Annotated in this window: 16 protein-coding genes; 3 read left to right on the top strand and 13 right to left on the bottom strand. The window is 72.0% G+C overall.

Translation table 11 applies throughout. The features are described 5' to 3' along the window. Window positions 1-49: 49 nt before the first annotated feature. The 3 genes from ACYVBN_RS16570 to ACYVBN_RS16560 are packed head-to-tail and all read right to left on the bottom strand — an operon-like array spanning window position 50 to window position 2,333. The gene (locus ACYVBN_RS16570; protein WP_460601472.1) at window positions 50-631 is read right to left on the bottom strand and encodes an HAD-IIIA family hydrolase; all 582 of its coding nucleotides are present in this window, start codon (window positions 629-631) and stop codon (window positions 50-52) included. Further along, a complete protein-coding gene (locus ACYVBN_RS16565; protein WP_460601471.1) occupies window positions 628-1,251 on the bottom strand; it encodes a D-sedoheptulose-7-phosphate isomerase in 624 nt (207 codons plus the stop codon). Before ACYVBN_RS16565 ends, ACYVBN_RS16570 begins: the two co-directional genes overlap by 4 nt. Next, complete coding sequence (locus ACYVBN_RS16560) at window positions 1,251-2,333, bottom strand: GHMP family kinase ATP-binding protein (protein ID WP_440280928.1); 1,083 nt, start codon at window positions 2,331-2,333, stop codon at window positions 1,251-1,253. Before ACYVBN_RS16560 ends, ACYVBN_RS16565 begins: the two co-directional genes overlap by 1 nt. An 83-nt stretch (window positions 2,334-2,416) precedes the next feature. On the opposite strand from ACYVBN_RS16560, the gene ACYVBN_RS16555 reads away from it, so the two are divergent. Next, window positions 2,417-3,568 (top strand): acyltransferase family protein, encoded by a 1,152-nt coding sequence (locus ACYVBN_RS16555; protein WP_460601470.1) that lies wholly within the window; start codon window positions 2,417-2,419, stop codon window positions 3,566-3,568. Here ACYVBN_RS16555 and ACYVBN_RS16550 read toward each other — a convergent pair. Genes ACYVBN_RS16550 through ACYVBN_RS16540 form a run of 3 tightly spaced genes read right to left on the bottom strand, consistent with a single transcriptional unit; the run spans window position 3,471 to window position 8,625 of the window. After that, window positions 3,471-7,067 carry an alpha-(1->3)-arabinofuranosyltransferase domain-containing protein gene (locus ACYVBN_RS16550; protein WP_460601469.1) on the bottom strand — a complete coding sequence of 1,199 codons (3,597 nt, stop codon included), beginning with the start codon at window positions 7,065-7,067 and terminating at the stop codon, window positions 3,471-3,473. The two genes, ACYVBN_RS16555 and ACYVBN_RS16550, sit on opposite strands and share 98 nt — an antisense overlap. Next, entirely contained in the window at window positions 7,064-7,771 is a 708-nt protein-coding gene (locus tag ACYVBN_RS16545) for a class I SAM-dependent methyltransferase (protein ID WP_460601468.1), read from the bottom strand. The genes ACYVBN_RS16550 and ACYVBN_RS16545 overlap by 4 nt, the downstream gene beginning before the upstream one ends. Next, window positions 7,771-8,625 (bottom strand): class I SAM-dependent methyltransferase, encoded by an 855-nt coding sequence (locus tag ACYVBN_RS16540; RefSeq protein WP_460601467.1) that lies wholly within the window; start codon window positions 8,623-8,625, stop codon window positions 7,771-7,773. The genes ACYVBN_RS16545 and ACYVBN_RS16540 overlap by 1 nt, the downstream gene beginning before the upstream one ends. Window positions 8,626-8,729: 104 nt before the next feature. Here ACYVBN_RS16540 and ACYVBN_RS16535 point away from each other — a divergent pair, with 104 nt between their 5' ends. Next, entirely contained in the window at window positions 8,730-10,004 is a 1,275-nt protein-coding gene (locus ACYVBN_RS16535; RefSeq protein ID WP_460601466.1) for a glycosyltransferase family 4 protein, read from the top strand. Between the two features lie 87 nt (window positions 10,005-10,091). Here the strand turns inward: ACYVBN_RS16535 and ACYVBN_RS16530 are convergent, their stop codons facing one another. The 5 genes from ACYVBN_RS16530 to ACYVBN_RS16510 are packed head-to-tail and all read right to left on the bottom strand — an operon-like array spanning window position 10,092 to window position 18,209. Further along, window positions 10,092-10,238, bottom strand: coding sequence for a hypothetical protein (locus tag ACYVBN_RS16530; RefSeq protein ID WP_440280933.1), 147 nt, complete (start codon window positions 10,236-10,238; stop codon window positions 10,092-10,094). 36 nt (window positions 10,239-10,274) lie between these two features. Continuing rightward, window positions 10,275-12,032, bottom strand: coding sequence for a hypothetical protein (locus ACYVBN_RS16525; protein WP_460601465.1), 1,758 nt, complete (start codon window positions 12,030-12,032; stop codon window positions 10,275-10,277). Then, complete coding sequence (locus tag ACYVBN_RS16520) at window positions 12,029-13,108, bottom strand: glycosyltransferase family 4 protein (protein ID WP_460601546.1); 1,080 nt, start codon at window positions 13,106-13,108, stop codon at window positions 12,029-12,031. Before ACYVBN_RS16520 ends, ACYVBN_RS16525 begins: the two co-directional genes overlap by 4 nt. A gap of 8 nt (window positions 13,109-13,116) precedes the next feature. Further along, window positions 13,117-13,953, bottom strand: a complete 837-nt coding sequence (locus tag ACYVBN_RS16515; protein WP_460601464.1) for a glycosyltransferase family 2 protein — start codon at window positions 13,951-13,953, stop codon at window positions 13,117-13,119. After that, on the bottom strand, window positions 13,950-18,209 hold the full coding sequence (locus ACYVBN_RS16510) for an alpha-(1->3)-arabinofuranosyltransferase domain-containing protein (RefSeq protein WP_460601463.1): 4,260 nt from the start codon (window positions 18,207-18,209) through the stop codon (window positions 13,950-13,952). Before ACYVBN_RS16510 ends, ACYVBN_RS16515 begins: the two co-directional genes overlap by 4 nt. A gap of 107 nt (window positions 18,210-18,316) precedes the next feature. Between ACYVBN_RS16510 and ACYVBN_RS16505 the strand changes: the two genes are divergently transcribed. Further along, window positions 18,317-19,570, top strand: coding sequence for an oligosaccharide flippase family protein (locus ACYVBN_RS16505; RefSeq protein WP_460601462.1), 1,254 nt, complete (start codon window positions 18,317-18,319; stop codon window positions 19,568-19,570). On the opposite strand, the gene ACYVBN_RS16500 is transcribed toward ACYVBN_RS16505, so the two are convergent. Together ACYVBN_RS16500 and ACYVBN_RS16495 are read right to left on the bottom strand one after the other, a co-directional pair. Beyond that, the gene (locus ACYVBN_RS16500) at window positions 19,535-20,374 is read right to left on the bottom strand and encodes a class I SAM-dependent methyltransferase (protein WP_440280938.1); all 840 of its coding nucleotides are present in this window, start codon (window positions 20,372-20,374) and stop codon (window positions 19,535-19,537) included. The two genes, ACYVBN_RS16505 and ACYVBN_RS16500, sit on opposite strands and share 36 nt — an antisense overlap. A 67-nt stretch (window positions 20,375-20,441) precedes the next feature. After that, window positions 20,442-21,740, bottom strand: coding sequence for a zinc-binding metallopeptidase family protein (locus ACYVBN_RS16495; protein WP_460601461.1), 1,299 nt, complete (start codon window positions 21,738-21,740; stop codon window positions 20,442-20,444). Window position 21,741 lies beyond the last annotated feature (1 nt).

The raw sequence follows: 21,741 nt of genomic DNA, 5'->3' as shown, positions 1-21,741 counted from the left end.
GTTGTGAGCTGGAACTTACCGGACAGTAGCAGTAACCGTGCGAGTTGTGTCACACCCGCGATGCGTTGCCGCCGAACATTTTCTGGCCGATCGCCCACAGGGACGGATCGGGCCCGCCGACCTGCACCGACGGCACCCCGGCGGCCGCCGCCGCCGCGAGGTCACCGGGCTGGTCGCCGACCATCAGGGACCGCCGGCCAGATGCCCAGTGAGCCCGTCGCAGGGCCTCGCGCAGCAGGCCCGCACGGGGCTTGCGGCAGTCGCAGGTCCGGTCCTCGTGCGGGCACACCTGTATGGCGTCCAGCCACGCGCCCGCGCCGGCCAACTGGGAGACCAGGGCCCGATGCACGGCCAGCAGTTGCGGCCGGGTCAGCGTCCCGGTCGCGATACCGCGCTGGTTGCTGACCAGCACCACGGCGCAGCCGGCCGCATTGGCAGCGGCCACCGTCCGTCCCGCGCCGGGCAGCAGGACCAGGTCCTCCGGGTCGTCCACATAGCCGGGCCGACGCACGTTGAGCGTGCCGTCCCGGTCCAGCAGCAGCAGGTCGTACGGCGCCGCAGCCGATCCCTGCGGGCGCGGGATCGGCGCGCGGTTCTCCCCGAGCAGCTCCGCATCCGACAGCAGCGTCATTGACAGACCACGTCGACCGCCTCGCACCACACGTGTGTCCACAACATGTGCGCCTCCTGGATCCGCGGCGTCTCCTCCGAGGGCACGACCAGCACGTGGTCGGCGCGGCCGGCCAGACCGATGCCCCGCCGGCCGGTCAGTGCGATGGTCAGCAGTCCCTGGTCGCGTGCGACCTCGAGTGCGCGCACGATGTTCCGGCTCGTCCCGCTGGTGCTCATCGCCAGCAGCACGTCGCCGGGCCGGCCGAGCGCGGCGATGCCGCGCGCGAAGGTCTCGTCATACGAGTAGTCGTTGGCGACCGCGGTGATGGAGCTGAGCGACTCGGCGAGGTTGACCGCGGGCAGCGGGCCACGGTCGAGGATGCACTTGCCGATGAACTCCGCGGCGACGTGGCTGGCGATGGCGGCGCTGCCACCGTTGCCGGCGACCAGCAGCGTGCCGCCGCCGACGAGCGCGTCCAGCAACGCCGTCCCGGCCGCGTCCACCTGTGCGACCAGCTCCGGCTCGGCCAGCGAACGGGCCAGCTCCGCCCAGGCGGACAGCCCGCGCTGCTGACGGTCAGCGACCGCAGGCCGCCGACGCTCGGGGGCGACGTCGTGCAGGGCGTGGCCGTGGGGCATCAGTGCTGTCCTCTCCAGGTGGTGACTCCGTGCTGACTGAAGGTGATCTCGGACAGCGTCAGTCCGAGTTCGAGCAACTTCTGCGCGACGATGTGCCGGCGTTCGAACTCGCACACGAAGACCAGGTGCCCGCCACCGCCGGCGCCGGTGACCTTGCCGCCGAGCGCACCGCAGTCGAGTGCGGTGGTGACGGCCTCGTCGATCAACGGGGTCGAGATGCGTTCGGACATCTTGCGCTTCTGCGCCCACGCCTCGCCGAGCAGGCGGCCGAACGAGTCCACGTCGCCGCGCACCAGCGCGACCTTCATCCGTTCGGCCAGTTCCTTCTGGGCGCGCAGACCCTCCAACGCCTCGGCGTTGCCGGTCTCGTAGCGCGCACGCTGGTCCTCGATGATGTGGTCGCTCACCCGGGTGTTGCCGGTGAACGCCAGCAGCATGTTGTGCTCCAGCTCGTGCACCGTGTCATCGCGGACCCGCAGCGGGTTGACGATGACTTCGTCGGCCTTGAACTCGATGTAGTTGAAGCCGCCGAAGGCGGCGGCGTACTGGTCCTGGGAGCCGCCGGGTATGGCCAGGTCCTCGCGCTCCAGCCGGTAGGCCAGTTCGGCCACCTCGTAGGGCGTCAGGTCGAGCCCGCAGTGCTGGGCCACCAGCCCGATGACGGACACCATCACCGCACTGGACGACCCGAGCCCGGAGCCGGGCGGGGCCTGGGTGTGCAGGAACAGGTCGAAACCACCCGAGGGCCGGGCGCCCTCGATGCCGCGGACCCGGTTGATGGCCGCCTTGGGCAGGTCGAGCTTGCCGTCATACTCCACCGGCTCGTCGATGCCGAAGCCGATCGAGGTGCCGTAGTCCAGCGACCGCACGGTGACCTGACCGTCGGTGCGCGGACGCAGCGTGCTGAACGCGAACGCGGAGATCGTCGCGGACAGGACCGCCCCGCCCTCGCGCTCGGGGAAGGGCGTTACGTCGGTGCCGCCGCCGGCGAAGGAGATCCGCAGCGGTGCCCGGGCACGCAACACCGGCCGGCTGCGGTCGATCGCAGCATCGGCAGCGGGCAGATCGACACGTGCGGTCATGGCGGTCCCTGGGCCCTTCGGAAGGTGCGTGCTGGTGGAATCTACTGCAGAGTAGCTATCGATCACTCACGGAGGGAGGGAACATGACGCGCTATCGCCTGATCGACGGCCTGCGCGGGCTCGCGGCGCTGCTGGTGCTGCTGTCGCACGTGGGGTTCTGGACCGGCGCGGACGGTCTGGACGTCTCCGGTGGACTGCTGGCCCGCGGCGACAGCGGCGTCGCGGTGTTCTTCGCGATCAGCGCGTTCCTGCTGTTGCGGCCGTGGATCGCGGCGGGCTCGGGGGTCGCCGCGCCGCAACCCGTCCGGGTGTATGCCGTGCGTCGTGCCGCCCGGATCCTGCCCGCATACCTGGTCGCGCTCGTCGCGGTGCTGCTGGTCGCCGGGACGTGGGGGCCGGTCGGCGGTAGTGAAGGGGTCGGCGGGATCGGCACGGTGGTGGCGCACCTGCTCCTGGTGCAGGGATATGCCGACACCTCCTACCAGTCGTTCAGCCAGACCTGGAGCCTGACGACCGAGGCGACGTTCTATCTGCTGGTGCCGTTCCTCGGAACCGCGATCGGACGGCTGCTGCGTCGGTCGCCTCGCGCCGCCTATGGGGTGCTGGGCGGGGCCGCGGTGGCCGGTGTCGCCATACAGGCACTCGTGGCGGGGTGGACGCGCCAGCATCCCGCCTCAGCCGCCGGTGTGCTGGGCACCAGCGTGCTCGGGCACGCGGCGTGGTTCGCGGCCGGCGCGGCGCTGGCAGTTGCGGTGCACGCCGGACATCTGCAGCGGGTGCGCGAGATCGGCGTGGGCACCTGGTTGTCAGCCGCCGCCGTCGTCTACCTGATCGCCTCCAGCGGGCTGGCCGGGCCGCGGGACCTGCATGCGCCGACGGTCGGCCAGGCGGTGGCCAAGGAGTCGCTCTACACCGTGTTCGCGCTGCTGCTGCTCGTCGCCGCGGTGCGTGGTCCGTCGGACGAGCGATGGCGTGCCGTCGCGTCGTCCGGCGTCGCCCGCTTCGCCGGAGAGGTGTCGTACGGCGTCTTCCTCTGGCACGTGCTCGTGCTGCAGCTGATCTATCGGGCGTCCGGCTGGGCCCTGTTCACCGGCCCGTTCACGACGGTCCTCTTCGCGGTGCTGGTCTTCAGTGTGCTCATCGCGTGGGCGTCGGCGGCGTTGCTGGAGCAGCCTGTGCTGCGGCGGGTGCACCGGCGAACACACACCCCGCGCGTGCCAGCGCGCACAGCGTGACGGTGCCGAACAGCTGACCGGCGACCGCCCCGGTCGACCGAGCCTCGACGACCCCGAAGAACGCCAGCGCGACAGCCGCTGCGATCAGGGCACCGCCGGCCGTATGGCGCAACCACCGCACCGGCACGGCAGCGGCCGCGATGCCCGCCAGCAGACCCGCCGGTCCTGCCGCGAGGAAGCCGACGACCACGGCGGCGGCCCGGCCGGCGAACGCGTGGTCTCGATACGGCGCTCCCTCGCTCCGCTCCTTCGCACCTACTCGACCGGCGTGTGGTTCTGTGCCGATGGCGCGGCGACGGCAGGCGTATGCCGCGGCGAGGAAGGTGAGCAGCAGCGCGCCGGCCAGCAAGCCACCGACCAGCAAGCCGAGGCGTTGCGGGGTGGTCGGTGTGAAGCGCAGGGTGACCGTCGTGGCACCGCCGCCGGTGATGCGGAACCCCTGCCGCCAGCCGTCGACCTCGACCGGTTGCAGCGCGTGGCCGGCGCGGTCGCTCGCCTGCCAGCCTGCGTTGCAGCCCTCGCTCAGCGCGACGATGCTCGCGCCGCCGGCGGTCAGGGCGATCGTGCGCTCGCCGGAGTCGCCGGTGACGGAGCTGACGCTGCGAGTCGTCGCCGCAACGCTCGGGCGCTTGCCGAAGGTCGCGAGCTCCGGTGTGAGGCCTGCGTGCCCGGTGATGGCGATGGAGGCCGCGGTCTCGATACGCGCTCCGCTGCTGCGCTCCCCCGAGCTACTCGCCCCACACGACGTGGCTTCCAGGAGATCGCCCTTGGCCGGGGCGCCGACACCTTTGAGCCGCAACGGAATCCGAGTGGTCCCTCCGTCACGGGACCGCACCGTGACGGTGCCGGCGGCGCCGCAGGACGCTTCGACCGTGCTTCCGGCCGAGCGCAGCCAGACGGTTGCCGACCGCGGCGTTCCCAGCAGGTGCACCTGGCGTGTGATCGTCGCGCCGTCCTCGGGCAGCCGGTGCAGCAGCACAGCCTGCTGGTTCGGGTCGACCGCTTGCGGGACGTCGATCACGGAGCCGAGTCTCGTTCCTGGGACGGACAGTTCGGCGATGCCGAGCACCGGGTCGGTCGCATCGGCCGGTGCGATCAGCCGGACCTCGACCGGTCCTGCGGTCGTCGCGGGGACGGGCACGGTCAGTTCGCTGCGGCCGCGCACCGCCACCTGCACGGTGTGGGAGCCGACGCGGATCTCGAGGCGTTCGGGCAGTGTCGCGTGCTGTCGCGGACCGGCCAGGCGCAGGCGGACCTCGCGCACGGAGCGACCGGTCAGCTCGCCCCGCAACCACGCTGTGTGGGCGTGGTCTCCGGCCAACCAGGCGCTCGCGGGGTCACCGTCGAACGCGGCGGCCGGACCGTCGCGGACACCGAGATGGTGCGCGGCGAAGGGGTCGGCGGCCGACGAGGACACCTGGACGGTCCGCCAGCCGAGCCATTCCCGGGCGGGCTGCCCCGCCGGGTGGTCCGCCGGAAGCAGGTCCTTCGCGCCGATGTGGGTCGGTCTCACGTCGCCGCGGGTGAGCACCGGGCTGTATGCCGAGGCCGTCGGCACGCCGTTGTTGTACGCACGCCACGGCATCGTGTCGGTCACCACGTCGGGCCGACCCGCGGCAGCGCCGTCCAGCTGCATCCAGTCGTCGGCGGTCAGCAGGCCGGTCGTCCGCAACGCGAAGAGCGACTCCGGGCCGCCGGCCACCGTGACCGGGCGCGCGCCGTAGAGTGCGGCGCCGCGAGCGCGCGGCGCCGTGACGTCATACACGGTGAGCGCGGAGCGGCCCGCACCGTGGGTGCCGGCGATGCGGAAGCCGGGAGAGGTGTCGAGGGTGCGTTCCACCTGCTGCCACGGCAGCGCCTGGACGGATGCCGCCAGGTCGCGACGCAGCACCACCCGGGCGATGCCGAGGCGCGCCAGGCCGGCCGCCAGGCTCGGCTGCGGGTCGCCCGAGGCCGCCAGCCGGTCGACCGCGTCGAGGATCCGGGTCGACCCGGGGATGCCCAGTGGCGCCGCTGCCCGGGTCACGACCGGAGAGGTCGCCAGCGCCGAGAGCGGCTCGTCGGTCGTGCTCCCCCACGTGTAGGTCGACGTGCGGGAGTTGGGCAACAACATCGTCGATCCGCCGGATCTGCCAGCGGCGCGGTCGATCTGGTGCGCGACCTGCGTCCACTGCGCCGGTATGGCGCCGTACGCGTCCGCCGCACCGACCCTTCCCTGCCAGAGCGGCGTCGCGGCGACGGCGACGGCCAGCGCCAGCATCACCGGCGCGAACCGATCCCGTGCGCGCCGCGACAGACTGACCCGTTGCAGCACGGTGGTGAAGCCGATCACCAACGGCAGGCGCAGCACCGGATCCGCCTTGTGGATGTTGCGCAGTGGCGCCAGCGATCCGTCGAGCAGCCCGCGCACCGGCTCCGCGATCGGACTGCCGACGGTGCCGCCGTGTCCGAGGACCATGAACAAGGTCGCGCCGACGACGCACAGCAGCGTCCACCGGGCCAGGTGCCCGCGGTGGCGCAGCAGTCCCCAGCACCCGACCGCGGCGACGAGGCCGGTCGCCAGGATCGCGGTGACCGACTGCGCGAGCACCCAACCGCCTTGCCAGACGGGATGATCCGCGCTGTCCAGGATGTAGGCGATCCAGTCGTCGGCGCCCCGCAGCACGTTCGGGACGGAGGTCACCGCAGTGGTGATCGACGCGGTCTCGATGTAGTCCAGGAACGGGTAGGCGTAGCGGCCAAGCACCAGCAGCGGCAGCAGCCACCACAACGCACCGAACAGGGTGGCGACGACCCACAGCACCAACCGCCGCCGGCCGACCGGGTGGGTGAGCAGGAAAGCGAACGGCAGCGCCAGGACGACTCCGGACGCTGTGGCGTTGACGCCGCCGAGTGCTGAAGTGAGCACTCCGGCCAGCGCCAGGGACCGGACCAGTGCCGCACGGGTCAGACCGCGACGCACCAGCGGGAGCACCGCCAGCAGCAGCCAGGGCGCGAGCGCCATCGGCCATGCCTCGATCGAGATGACCGGCAGCACGGTCAGCATCCGCGGCGCGAGCGCGTAGGCGGCCCCGCCGACCAGCGACGGCACCGTGCCGCCGACCCCGAGCCGGCGCAGCAACTGCTGCGCGCCAAGGAAGGAGACGACCAGCAGCAGGGTCCACCAGATGCGCTGCGTCGCCCACGCAGGCACCCCGAGCGAGCGGCACACCCCGAACACCGGACCCATCGGGAAGAGATAGCCGTAGGCCTGGTTCTGCAGTTCGCCGAGCCCGGCGTGCGTGTTCCATGCGTCCAGTGAACGGCCGAGGTAGCGCCACGGTGAGACGGTCAGGTCGACCTTGGTGTCGGGTTCGGTGCGCCCCGGCGACACCAGCCACGGCAGCACCGCCAGGGCGGCCAGCAGCAGCAGGAGCTGCAACCGTTCCGCGGCGCCGCGGCCCATGCCGGAGTCGGGCGCCGAGGCCACCGGCGTCGGCATCGGCGTCGGCGTTGTCATCGGCGGCGCAGGATGAGCAGCAGGTTCCAGGTGACGATCTCGCGCAGTCCAGGCACCCGCAGCACATGACGGGCCACGTCGGGCAGGTACCGCGGCCGGGCGGCGAGCACCTGCACGTCGGGGTGGTGCCGTGCCCACTGCAGCCCCTGGGTGACGCTGACCCGGAACAGCGTGCTGTCGACGGTGTTCTTGGGCGGGTGGCCCCGTGTGCGGGTGTAGCGCCGGGCCGCGCGTTCGCCGCCGAGCCAGTGCCACGGGGAGGTTTCGTGTCCGCCCCACGGCGAGAGCCAGTTCGTGTAGGACAGGAACACCAGGCCGCCGGGGCGCACCACGCGGACCATCTCGTCGGCCGCGCGCTCCGGGGCGCGCACGTGCTCCCACAGGTTGCTGCTGAAGACGACGTCGACGCTGCGATCGGCGAACGGCAGCGCCTCGGCGGAGGCCACCACCCCGCCGTCGCGCACCGACGGGACGCTCGCGTCGTGGTCGATCGGCACGTAGGTCGCTCCCGCTGCGCGGAACGCGTGCGCGAACTCCGCCGGCCCGGCACCGACGTCGACCACGCGGGCGCCACGCAGGTCGGTCAGCTCGGCCAACAGTTCACAGGAGTCACGGGCGAGTGTGCCGTAGAAGACCTCCGGCTGCGTCTGCTCCACCAGGAACGCCCGGAACAGCCGCACGGACCGGCCCAGTCCGCGGTCCATCAGCGCGCCTTCCGGGCGGTCAGGTGCAGCGTCGGACGCAATGCGGGGCGCAGGGCGCGCGCCGCCAGCACCACCGGAGCGGTCGCGATGCCCGCGGCCAGCACCGGGCGCAGGGCGAGGACCCCGTGCGGGCGGGCGCGCGGCCTCGCCAGCCGGGCCAGGCTGGCGGCATCCGTCACCAGGCTGTCCAGGGCAGGCCGGGTCACGCACACATCGGTCAACCCTACGGAGCGTGCCGCGCGGTGCAGGCTCTCGGCACTGAAGAACCGCACGTGCGTCGGGTCCTCGAGCATCCACCAGGCGCGGCCGTAGAGCCGCAGCCCGTCACTGTCGCCGGCCGGCGTCAGGAACTGCACGGTGCCGCCGGGCGCGAGCAGGTGCGCGGCATGCCGCAGGGTACGCAGCGGGTCCTGGACGTGCTCCAGCACGTGGATGCCGTAGACGAGTTCGACCGGCTCGACGTCCGCCGTGAGGTCCTCGATCGCGGCGTCGTACAACCGGCCGTGCGCCCGCACCCGCGCATCGACGGCCACCTCCAGCTGGTCCGGGTCGGTGCCCGCGACGCTCGCGCCGTCCTCCAGGAACCGGCGCAGCAGTGCCCCGGAGCCGTACCCGACCTCGAAGACCGACGCCGGCCGGCGCGCGCGCGTCAGCAGACGGTGGGTCAGCGCGAGTCGCCAGGCGTCGAGGGTCGGTTCGCCGCCATACGCCCGGTCGCGGTGGAAGGCGGGCGAGCCGGCGAGCTGCCGGCCCAGATGACCACAATCCACGCACCGAGCGAGCACGCCGCCGCCGCGCAGCGCCAGCCGTGCGGTGCGCTGCCCGCAGATCTCGCACGGCGAAAAAGCCACCACGCCGGACACACCCAACCTCCAGTTACCAACGGGTAGCATTCGGCGCTACTGTACCGGTGCCGTACCGAATGTGTCCGGCGCCACACGAACCGACTGGAGTCCTAGTGCGCGCTCGTCCCGACGAGTCAGGTCCGCCGCTGCGGGTCCTCTACCTGTCGTGGCGGGACCGCGACAATCCCGAGGCGGGCGGCGCCGAGACGTTCACCGAGCGCACTGCCGAGGTCCTCACCGAACTCGGCCACGAGGTCACCATCTTCACCAGCCGCTTCCCGGGCGCACCGCGCACCGACCGGCACGGCCGGGTCGCCGTCGTGCGCCGCGGAGGCCGCTTCTCCTGCTACCTCGCCGGTCTGCTGTATGCCGCCCGGCACCGCCGCGACTTCGACATCGTCATCGACGTGCAGAACGGCGTGCCGTTCTGGGCGCCACTGCTGGCCCGCCGGCCGGTGGTCAACGTCATGCACCACGTCCATCGCGATCAGTGGCACGTCATCTTCGGCCCCCGGCTCGCCCGCTTCGGCTGGTTCCTCGAGTCACGGGTCGCGCCGGTCGTCTATCGCAACTGCCGCTACGTGACGGTCTCGCAGGCCAGCCGGGACGACCTCGTCGAGCTCGGCATCGACCGCGAACGCATCGACATCGTCTACTCCGGCAACGACCGTCCGGCCCAGCTGGAGCACGGCCTGATGCACCAGCACAGCCCCACGCCGGTGCTGACCGTGCTCGGCCGGCTGGTGCCCCACAAGCAGGTCGAGACCGCGATCGACATCCTGGCCGACCTGCGACACGATCACCCGGACCTGCGGCTGGACATCATCGGCACCGGCTACTGGCACGCGGACCTCGTGCGGCACGCACGCGCCCGTGGAGTGGCGGACCGGGTCGACTTCCACGGTTTCGTCGACGAGGCGACCAAACACCGCCTGCTGGCCCGGTCCTGGCTGATGTTGATGCCGTCACACAAGGAGGGCTGGGGGCTGACGATCGTCGAGGCGGGGCTGCACGAGACACCGTCCCTGGCGTTCGCCCACGCCGGAGGGCCGACCGAGTCGGTGTTGCACGGCGAGACCGGTATGCTGGCCCACACGCCGGAGGAGATGCGTGAACAGGTCGACGTGCTGCTGCGCGACGACGAGTTGCGCACCGCCTTCGGCCGCGCCGCCCGCACGCATGCACTGAGCTTCGACTGGCGCAGCAGCGGGACCGCGCTCGAACTCACCCTGAAGTCGGTGCTCGGGCGGGCCGCGCGACCGGAACAGCCCACGGCGCGCGCACCGCGGCTGCGGTCGGTCCACGAGATCCTCGCGGCGCGACGCGGCGCGACGGAGCCGGACGGTCCCCGCGACTGCGAGGACACTCCGGTCGCGGCCAACTTCTGACCGCCCGGCCGCCGGGCACAGCCGAAGGTGGTCGTCCCCGACCGGGGACGACCACCTTCAGGTGTGCTGGGGTCGACGACCTCGTGTCTACTGGTTGTAGTTGATCGTCGAGGAGAACTTCTGCGGCTGGGTGACCGAGCCCTGCTGGGCAATCAGTCCGAAGATGGCCACCGTGGCCAGCACGACACCAGCGACGGCCCCGCCAATGTTGTAGAGCAGCTTCGTGTTGCCCATTAGTTCCCTCTCGGTTCGACGCCGGACGGCTCCATGTTACTCACGAGTCAGCGCCCGTGTGCGCTTGCCGCGCAGTTCGTCGACGAGGAGATCCGCGGCGACCACGACGAGGGCACCTGCCGCCAGGGCCCACCCGGTGTAGCGCAGCGGTCCGTGGTCCGGCGGCGGCTCCACGCCGACGGCCCCGAGGTCGTAGAGGCGCAGCGTCCCGTCCGTCGCGATCGGCTGCCGTGCGCTCACGTCCCGTATGTCGCCCGCCGCCGGCTGATCGGTCTCCCACAGCACGTAGCGCACGCCGGCGTCCCGCAGCGCCGGCACCACACCGGCGCCGGAACGCACCGCTGCGGTCACCCGGGCCGCCGCCGGGTCCTCCCCCGGCACCACAGTCCCGCCGACCAGCGGCAGGCCGTCGTTGACCAGCACCTGCCGGTCCAGCAGGCGTTGCCACGGGTCCAGCAGCACCGCGTCGTGGTCGAAGGCATACTGCCGGTACTGCGTCCACGGGAAGACGGCGACCCCGCCGGCCGGCAGTGCCTCGATCCGGTCGGTCATCCTGCGGTATGCCGCCGGGTAGTCCACGGCCCGCCATTGCCCGCCCGCGCCCCAGGCGAGTCCGGTGAGAGTGACCAACGGCCAGCACGCGACGAGGCCGGCGATCACCAGCGCTGCTGAGCGGTGCGCACCCGCTCCGGCGCCGGCAGCACGCACGCGTTCCACCAGCCGCCCGGCCAGCACCGCAACGAGCAGGACCCAGAGTCCGAGGAATTTCTGGGCGTCGCGCACCAGTCCCCCGCCGGGCAGGTCGGTCACCACGGCAGTCATCAACTGCCGGCTGCCGGGCACCGCGCTCGCCGCCGCGAGGAGGAGGCCGACGACACCGGCCACGGCCAGCCCGCCGAGCGCTGGGCCGACTCGCCATACCCGCTCCTGCACGGCGAGCGCGAGGACCGCGAGCACGGCCAGCAGCGCGAGCCCGGAGACGAGCAGTGACTGCCGTTCGGCGAACCAGACACCTTCGTTCCAGATGCCTCCCCCGGTCAGCAGCGATCCGAGCACGCCCCACGGTGTGTCGGCCCGGGACATGAACGCCTCGACGCCGGCCGCCGAGGACGACTGGGAGGGCGCCAGAAAGAGGTAGGCGAACCACCAGGTCGCGTTGGCGAGCAGGAAAACCGCGGCGACCCAGGCGAAATCGCGCATCCGCCGCCCGACCGCAACGGGTGCATCAGCGGGGACGACGAGCACCGCGAGCACCGCCAGGAGCCCGAGCACCGCACCCGTCGAGCCGGTCGCCGCGCTGACCAGCAGCCAGCCGCCCAGCCGGGCGCGGGCGCCACGGTCGCCGGCCCGCAGCGCAGCGGTTGCGGCCACCATGAACGGCAGACAGGCGTAACCCAACAGGTAGCCCCAGTGCCCGACCGCGAGCCGTTCGGCGACATACGGGTTCCAGGCAGCTGCCAGCGCCGCCGATCCGGCGCCGAGCCGGCTGCGGGCCAGCGCACCGACGCCCGCGCCGACGAGCACGAAGACCGCCAGCAGCAGCGCCTTCTCGGCCATCCACCCCGGCACGATGTGCGACAGCACCGCGGCGACGAAGTCGTTGGGGACCGCGCGCGGCACCGAACCGTCGACTCCCATCGTCCGGTCCCCGAGCGCCAGCCGGGGGACGAAGACCAGGTCGTAGTGCAGCAGGTAGCCGGGTGCCAGGGCCGGGCCGAGCGCGACCGCCCCGCAGAGCAGCCCGACGACGGCGCCGACGCTGCGCTGCCCCACTGCGGCCAGCGGGCGCGTCATCCGACGCCTTGCGCCGGGCGGCCCTCGATGTCGGCGAACGCCGTTGCCATCCGGGCACATTGGGTAGCCAGGTCGTGCTCGGCCAGCATCCGGGCCCGGTTGGCAGCGCCGATCCGGATCCGCAGGTCACGGTCGGTCAGCTGGGTCACCAGCGCGTCGGCGATCGCCTCGACGTCATCGTCGACCAGGGCGTTGGGCGCCAGCACCGCCTCGTCGTTCGTGCCGCATCGCGTGGTCACGACGGGTAGGCCGCAGGCCTGCGCCTCCAGGTAGGCCAGGCCCAACTGTTCGGTCCACTTCCAGGTCGGCCGCGGCGCGGTGCAGAAGACGGCCGCGCCCGCCAGCAGGTCAGCGACGCCGTGGGCGTCCAACTGGCCGGCGAGCCGGACACCGGTCGCCGGGTCGGCGGCGGCTCGTTCGACCAGGCCGCGCAATGGACCGTTGCCCGCCACGACCAGGCGCGCTTCGGGCACCGCCCGACGCACCAGCCGCATGGCGTCCAGCACCCGGTCGATCCCCTTGTTGGCCGCCAGCGGCGAGCAGAAGACGACCAGCGGGTCGTGGGCCGGCTCCGCGGCCGGGGTGAAGACCGAGGTCTCGACGCCGGGCTTGACCACCCGGATGCGGTCTGCGGGAAAACCGTTGTGGATCAGGTGATCCCGGGCCGCATCGATCATGCACAGGAACAGGTCGGCGTCGCGTGCCGAGTCCAGCGCCTGCTTGTAGGGCGGCAGCTTGTAGAGCGGTTGGTCCGGCAGGTTCTCCCAGGTGACGACCGCCTGCCGGACACCGGAACCACGCCGCCACTTGCTGGCCTGCCCGGTCACCAGCGAGCACAGTTCGAGGGTGGCCACCCAGTCGTATGCCGCGGGCTGTTGCCGCGCCAGCCCGTGGACCCAGGCCAGCGCGCCCGCCTCGACGAAGCGTTTGATCGGTCGCCGGTAGGTGGCCGGAACCCAGGTCAGGTCACCGGCCGGCCGCTGGGCCGCCAGCGCGGTCACGTCGGTGTCCGGCATACGGCTCATCCAGTACAGCTCGCGGCGCGGGCGCTGGTCCGGCAGGGACACCCAGAGCATCCTTCGACTCATGCCGGCGCCGTTGCTCCGGCACGGTCCCGCCGGCCGCGCCGCGCACCGGCGGCATACCCGACCACCTCGAGGCTGCGCAGCAGCACCATGCCGGCCGCGTGCGCGGGGTCACGGGCCAGACGGCGCCAGTTGACGGCATACGCCTTGAGCACCGCGCGGCCCTGCGCGCCGACCGCGCCCTCGTGCCGGCCGGCGAACGCGGGGATGCTGCGTCCGTAGTAGTAGCGCTTGCGCAGCACGTCGGCCACGGTCAGCCGGCCCTCGTCGTGGTCCACGACGACCGGCGCCAGCTCGATGCGGCGCCCCTCGGCGTGCATCCGCAGCCGCAGGTCGGCGTCCTCCGGGCCGGACATGGCCAGGTGGAAACCGCCGTCACCGAGCAGGTAGTCGCGCCGCACCAGGCGGGGGTTGTGCAACCACGGCTGGTCGAGGTAGCACTCGCGTTCCAGCGCCCGGCAGGCGGTCCAGAAACCGTCGCCGATGGTGCGCTCGGGCAGTGCCACTCCGGTGGCGCCGCTGCCCAGCGCGGTTCGCACGGCCACCTCGATGCTGCGTCGCGGCAGCACCATGTCGCTGTCCAGCCAGAGCACCCACTGGCCTTGCGCCTCCTCGATGCCGAGATTGCGTTGTGCCGAACGCTCGGGTCCGCCGGTGACCGCAAGGTCGGCGTACTCGGTGGCGATCGCGAGGGTCTCGTCGGTGCTGTGGTTGTCGACCACGATGAGTTCGACGCGCCGGTAGGTCTGGTCACGGACCGACTGCAGACACGCGCGGATCGTGCGCACGTTGTTGCGGGTCGGCACCACGACCGACACCAGGGGTGGCTCTCTCACAAACGGTCATCCTCTTCCACCGTGGCGCCGTCCCGCAGCGCTCCGACCAATCCCACGACCAGGCCCGCACCGGCGAGCCAGTGCGGCCACATACTGCGGGCGACACCGTCCGCGCTCAGCGTGCCCCTGGTGTGCCCGAGCACGAGCAGATAGACGCCCATCGCGATCAGCAGCAGGCCGGCGCCGGTCAGCTGCAGCCACCAGGACGGGATCGACCGCCGCCATCGCAGCACCGCCACCACCGCTGCCGCGGCCACCAGCCCGGCCCAGCCGACGAAGAAGCCGGCCACCAGGATCAGGGCGAGCTCGAGCGCCGGCCGCGGAAGAGCCAGTGGCGCGAACCGGGCCCTCGATCCGCCGGCGGTCTGCAGGGCGAGATCCGGCCCGGCCGCGACGAAGTGGCCCGGCTCTGCGGTGCCCGGGGCGTTCTCGCCGCCATCGTCATCGGCGTCGTCATCGGCGTCGTCGTCATCGGCGTCGGGCTTGTTGCGTCGGTCGCGCAGTCTGCCGACGAAGGGGACCACGGCCAGCGCCACGGCAACCAGGATGACCGCCAGGCTGATGCCGAGCGCGACGTCGGCACGCCGTTGCGGCGCGTAGCTGATGTCGATGGTGTACCTGCCGGCCTTCGGCAGCAGCCAGCCGGCCGAGTAGCCGTCGACCGTCTGCGGGGCGCCGAGGTCCTTGCCGTTGGCGGTCGCGTGCCAGCCGTCGGCGATGCTCTGCCCCAATACGACCGTGGCCGGTCCGGTCGTGGTGACCTGCAGTCGCTTGTGGGTGCTGGTGTCGTCGGAGAGTCGTGTCGCCGGAGCCTTGACCGTGCGGGCGCTGCGGTGCTGCGTGTCGGTGAGCTGCAGGTCGTCCAGGGTGAAGCCGTGGGTCGGCTGGAGGTGATGGGTGCCGCCGGCCAGCGTGATTGCGCCGCAGGCGACCCACTTGCTGCCCTGGGTGGTGGAGCCTTGCAGTTGGCCGGTGGGACGCATGCGCAGCGGCGAGCCGTCGATCGTGGCCACGGTGGTGCAGCGCGGATCGTTGCGGCCGGCCCGCCCGATCGGGCCGAGGCCGGCGAGCTGGTGCACGTGCAGGCCGGTGTCGATCGAGGTGAACCGCGGCGGCACCTGGCTCTCGGTGCCGGTGATCGAGTCGATCGTCATCCGGACGTCCTTGCCACGCACCGCCTTCCCGTGCTGGTCGGGTATCGCGACCCGCGTGGTGCCGCGCCGTTTCAGGGTGGCGGTCGCGACGTCCGTGCCATCCACGCTGATGGTCACCCGGCGTGCGTACGCGTTGTTGCTGTCGCCGTTGCTGCCCGCCTGCTGGGTGACCGAGACGGAGCTGATCGTCCGCTCCGGGCCGGTCAACTGCCACCAGGCGCCGCGGAGCGTGCCGCCCGGCTGCCAGGCGCTCGAGGCGTCCCGGTCGGCAGCCAGCGACGCACGCGTGCCCGCAAGGCCGAAATAGAACGACGACGCGGTGGCGGCGACCGCTGGCGACAGGCCGGCGGTGCGGTCGTAAACCTCCTCGAAGCCGCCGTCGACACGCACTGCGGCCGTGGCATCGAAGGTGCGCGCGTCGGGCAGGCTGATCACCCGTCGCAGTCCCCGCTCGGAGTCGTCGCCGACCTCCGAGGTGCCCTGCCGCCGGGTGAGCAGCACGTCCAGCGGCGTGCGGTCGAACGCCGCTCTGCCGGCGGCGCTCAGGGTGCGGTAGGCGTCGGTGAAGGTCAGGGGCATGCGGGCCGACCGCACGGCCGGGGCGCCGAGCCCCTGGATGTCCCGGATGCCGACCAGGTTGTAGCCCGTGCCACTGGTCGAGTCGACGGTGATGGTGACCCGTTTCGCGGAGATGTGCCCCATCGGGAAGTCCGCGTAGCCGCTGGCCGGCAATGTCCGGGTGACCGTCCGGCCACCGGCCCGGACGGTCACCTTGCCCAGCCGCACGCTACCGATCTGCGCCTGCGCGATCCGCAGCGTGTCGAGCGTGACGGGGGCGGGCTCGGTGATCGTCAGCCGGTTGCCGACCGCGCGGCCGAAGTCGCCGAAGAGCCAGGCGGTGGACGGGTCGCCGTCCACCGCATTCTCCGGCACGGCATACGGCAGGTCGAAGAACGCACCACCCTGCGAGGTCGCGGTGACCCGGGCGCCGGACCGCTGCAGCACCGTCTGGTCCGCCGGGTCGGTGCCCAAAGTGCGGGTGACCCCGAGCGGCTGGTCGGCGGCGAGCAGTGGGCCCTGGTTGTTCGCCAGTCGGTTCGGTATGGCGTCCCGGCGCTGGTTGGTGTCGGTCAGCACCAGAGTGTGGCCGCCGCCGAGGTTGTCCGCCAGCTGGTGGGCCGAAAGATCTTGTGCGTAGCGGAAGGTCGGCGCATCGCGCAGCAGTCCGGCGTCGACCATCGACGGCACCGACCAGCCGTCGCCGGCGACGACCAGCGAGTTGCCGGCCGGTTCGACCCGCACGCTGTTGCCGGCGGCGGGCACGGAGTACTGCTGCAGCGGCGGCAGCTGCGACTCCTCGGCGGTGGCGTCGGCACCGCCGACATACTCCCCGGGGTAGCCGTAATTGGCGACGCCGTACAGGCCCTTGTCCTGCGCGGCGATCGCCGACACCAGGCCGGGACGCACGCCGCCGGAGTCCTGCCAGGTGACGTCGTGCCGCATCAGCACGGTGTCGGCGCCCAGGTAGCGCGCGTAGGTCGACAGCGTCCCCGGCGGCACGACGCCGTCCTCCAGGGTCGAGTCCAGCGAGGCCAGCAAGTTGCCGCCGGGCGGGGAGGCGTTCGGGCTGGTCTCCGGCAGGATCACCCGCCTGCTGAACAGCGAGTTCGCCACGTCGTCGGGCCGGTCCACCGTCCAGCGGTATGCCGGACGCGTCTGCCCCGGCAGGAAGAGCACCGCCGAGCCCGGGTCGCCCTTGTCGATGGCGGATGCCGCGTGTTTCCAGTAGGCCGGGATGTCCATCGGGGAGGTGTAGAGCCGGTTGGTCAATGCCGGCAGCGTCCACGACAGCAGCAGCATCGCGACCGCGACCGCGGCGACCGGGGCGAGGCCGTCCCGGCGCAGCAGGGCGGGCAGCACCTTCGCGGCGGCCACTCCGAGCGCGATCGCGAAGGCCAGGGCGAGCAGCGCACCCACCTTGTTGGTGGTGCGGAAGGCCGCCATACCCGGCAGCTCGACGAACCAGTGGAAGAACACACCGAACGGCGAGGCGGGGTGCTCGGCGGCGGGGAACATGCCCACCATCAGCACGACCGCGATGGCGACGGTCCCGGCCACCACGACCCGGGCGGCGCCGTGCAGCCGGCGCAGCGCCAGCAGCGCCAGCGCTGGCCAAAGCATGGTCAGCACCATGACCAGCGGACTGGTCAGGAACACGGCATCCTGCGGCACCCAGGCGCCGTGGTTGTCCTGGCCGTAGAGCGACCACAGCCCCATGCCGCGCAGCACCTCCGGGAAGGAGGACACCTTCGCGATGCCGGTGAGGGACTCGGACTCGTCGACGATCTGGTTGCCGGTCGCCACAGCACCGAGACCGGGCACCAACCAGTAGACCGAGACACCGACGACGAAGAGCGCACACCTGCCCACGGCTGCCGTGATCACCGGCCAGCGCAGCCGCCACACCCGCCGGGCCACCCACAGGATCGGCAGCAGCGCCACCAACTGGAAGATCGGCACGATGGCGACGTTCATGCCGCTCATCGCGAAGAACAGCAGCCCGAACACGGCCGGCCACCGCCACCCCTGGAGTGAGAACCAGCGGCGTCCCGGTGTCCACAACGCACGGATGAAGGCCAGCAGCCACCAGGGCAGCAACGCCATCGGCAGCGCGATCGCCAGCGTGCTGCCGGCCTGGATGGTGTAGGGGTTGGCGAGGACCAGCACCCCGGCGGCCAGCCCGGCATACCGTCCGGCCCGCGGGACCAGGGTGCGGGTGAGCCGTGCGGTGCCCCACGCGGTGGCCAGCCAGAGGGCGAAGTGCAGGATCTTGAACGCCCACTCCGGTGACAGCCCGATGCCGCGCAGTGCACCGGTGACCAGCAGGACCGGCACCAGCCCGACGTTGAAGTTGGGCGATCCCAGGTAGGGCGTGTCGGTCCACGCCGAGAGGTACTGCCGGATCATCCGGCCGGGCGCGAGATAGACCTCGGGCTTGATGTCGGTGTAGAAGTGCCCGAATCCGTTCAGCGCCACGATGAGCGCCAGGAGCAAGGTCGGTCCCAGGACCGTGAGCCGATATCCCGTCAGCTGTCTGCGCACTTCGGGAGGCTCCCAGGGTCGAGATCGGCGGTCGTCGCAGGCCGGTCGGTCGCCCGGTGATCGCTGCGTGAGCACCCAAATATAACTGCCGAGTAACCTCACTGGTCGTGACCGCAACCAACGCGCGCCGGGCGCCCTCGCGACGGACCGCCATGGGTGCGCTGTTGGGCGTCGCGATGGGTACGGCGAACGCGCTCGGTTATCTCGTGGTGATGCTGTTGTCCCGCCCGCTCGGCCCCGGCGAGTTCGGCGGTTACACCGCGCTGTCGACGTATGGCGTCCTGCTGGCCATACCGGCCGGGGTGTTCCAGGTCGTCGTGGCCCGGCGGCTGTCCGGGGACGACCCGGAACAGCCGACCAGCGCGGTCCGGCCGGCGCTGTTCACCGGTGCCGGGTGCTTCGCCGTCACCGTGGCCCTGTCCCCCGCGCTGACCGGCTGGTTCCACCTGCCCTCACTGTGGGCTCCGGTGCTGCTCGGCGGCATGCTCGTGCCGATGACGCTCACCGGCTGTTTCCAGGGGATCCTGCTCGGCCGGGGACGCCTGCGGGCCCTGTCGTTGCTCTATCTGGTCAACGCGGTCAGCCGGGTCGTCGCCGCCGCGGCCTGCGCGGTCGTCGGTGCCGATGTGACCGCGGTGTTCGCGGCCATGCTGCTGGCCGGGGTGATTGCCGCGGGATACGGCGCCACCTTGTGCTGGACCGACCTGGTCCGGCTGCCGCGCACGGCCCGGCTCGCCCGGGAGCTGCGGCGGTCCAACAGCACCCTGGCGGCATACGTCGCGCTGACCAACGTGGACATGCTGCTCGCCCGGCACTTCCTGTCCGCGCACGACTCGGGCGGTTACGCGCTGGCCTCCACCTTCGCCCGGGCGATGTGCTGGGGCACGCAGTTCGTGGCGCTGATCATCGTGCCGCGGATGCAGGGCTCGCGGCCGACCCGGACGCTGCTGCGGGCGAGCGCGATCGTGGCCGTGATCGGGATCGTCGGCTTCGCGGTGGTCGCGATGTCACCGCGCACCTGGATCACCGTCGCGGGCGGCGCCGACTACGGCTCGTTCGGACACCTCGCGCTGCTGTGCGTGGTGTTGGGGGTGGGCTGGGCGCTGGCGCAGGTCTGGCTGTTCTCCGAGATGGGCAGCGACAACGGCCTGCTCGGCAACCTGACCTGGGCGGTCATCGTCGTGGAGGTGGTCGCGATCGCCGGGGTCTGGCACGACTCGCCGACCCAGATCGTGCTGGTGTGCCTGGCCGGCGCACTCGTGGTCGCCCTGTCCGGCCTGCTGCGGGTGGTGGTGCGGCACCAGGCGACGGCCATCGCGGACGACTCAGTGATCGTGACCGCCGATAGCCCGCGAGCGTGACAGCACGAGGCCGGCCAGCTTCTTGACCGGACCGGGGAAGCGGCTCGCCGCGCCCCACGCCACCTTGTTGACCCGGTCCTGCACCGTCGTCTGGTAGCGGCGCAGCGCCTCGTCGGTGCGGGAGATGGCCCGGCGACGTCCCGCCGCCCGCTGGAACACCAGCGCATGCAGGCCGTTGGCCCAGCGGGGGTCGTCCGCGTGCTGCGCGTCCCAGGTGGCGGCGATCCGCCAGCCGGGGTGTCGCGTGAGGAACAGCCGGTGCGCGTGCTGCACCACCGGCCAGCTGGCGTCGTCGACCAGCACCAATGCCTCGTCGGCGAGCAGCGGTTCGACGACCGCCAAGGCGAGGTAGTGCGACAGCAACGTGTGTTCGCCGTCGTAGAAGTAGACGCCGACGGGCCGGTCGATGACGCCGGGTCGCGCCATCAGCGTGAAGGCGTCCCCCTCCAGCAACCGCACCTGCGCGTCACCGGCGAAACGTTTGAGGTTGTCCTTCAGCTCGGCGTGCGCCGCCTCACCCGCCATGCCGAACTCCAGGAAGTTCTCCATCGCGTAGAACGTCTTGTCCTCGTTGCCCTGCACGGCCGCGACCAGGGAACGGCCCTTGAAGGTGCCGACCTCGAGGTAGGCCTCGTCGGCCGGGAGCACGGCGGCCGCGAGGTTGAGGACCGCCAGCTCGTGGGCGCTGGTGAAGCCGCTGACCTCCTCGGTCATCCGCTCCCAGCGCGGATCGGTCGGGTCACCCGCACGAGGGTCGCCGCCGAAGACGTCGGGGAGCGCGTCGAACAGGCGCGATGTCTGCATGGCCGCAGAGAATAGCGCCGAATGCTCCGAAGTTACCGGCCAGTTGGCGATTTGCCGACTCGGCGTGTCAGCGCCGCGCGCAGCAGGCGCGGAGCGCGAGCAGCGCATAGACCCGGGCACACCCCAGCACGTCGTCCAGTTCGACCGATTCGTCGACGGCGTGGGCCTGTTCGACCCGCCCGGGTCCGTACTGCAGGGTGGGTACGCCGGCGGCGGCATACAGCCTGAGGTCGGAGCCGTACGGGGCACCGACGGCAGGCGGCACGCTCCCCCGGACCGTGGCGGCGGCGTCGGTGACCTCCCCCAACAGCGAGTGTCCTTCCGGGAGCCTGCCGGAGGCGAACGTCCCGCCCGGCCAGCTGACGTCGACCGGATGGTCACGCAGCCAGGGATCCGCCGCGGCCTCCTCGGCGACGGCCCGCTCGAACGCCGCACGGGCGTCGGCGACCGCCTCACCGGGGCGGACCCCGTAACGGCCCTCGGCGATCAGCAGATCGGGCACGGTGCTCGCCCAGTCGCCGGCGCGCACGATCCCGATGGACAACGGCCAGGGCACCTTCAGATGACTGAATTCGTCGGGTATCTCAGCGTTCCGCTCCTGCTCGAGCCGGCGCAGGGCGCGTTGGACGACATCCAGCTTGTCCACGGCGCTGACGCCCTGCCACCGCTGGGAGCCGTGTGTGGCGAGGCCGCGCACCTCGATGCGGAAGGTCAACGATCCGGCGTTGGTCGGGATCACCGCACCGGCGGTGGGTTCGGTGATCACGCAGGTGCGTGCGCGGTGCCCCCTGCGCAGCGTGGCGAATGCACCCAGTCCGCCGTCCTCCTCCCCACTGACGCAATGGACCGCGATCGGTTGCTCGCGCGGTATGCCGGCGCGCCGCAACGCGTCGACGGCACCGATCATCGCGACGACGCCTGCCTTCATGTCGCACACGCCCCGCCCGTGACCGACGCCGTCCTTGACGCGCAACACGAACGGGTCGCTCGTCCAGCCGTCGACGTCGCCCGGTGGCACCACGTCGGTGTGGCCGCAGAAGGCGAGCGCCGGCTCGCCCGTGCCGCGGCCGCTGCCGGCGGTGCCTGCGGTCGCCGGGAGCACCCCGACCACTCCCACAGCACGGGACCGCTCGACCTCGGCACCGGGAAAATCGGGGTCGGCGCTCAGCTCGGGCAGGTCGAGCTCCCACTCGTCGACCTGCAGCCCGAGCACCCGCAGCCGGTCGGCGCACCACTGTTGTGCCTCGACCTCACCGGCGCTGCCACCGACCGACGGTATGCCGACCAGCGCGGCGAGGTCGGCCAGGATCGCTTCGTCGTCCACCATGTCGAGCACGCGTCGCTCGTCGGCACTCAATTCGCTCACC

This window comes from Flexivirga lutea, from assembly GCF_054778955.1.
This window is presented reverse-complemented; position numbering and strand designations above follow the sequence as displayed.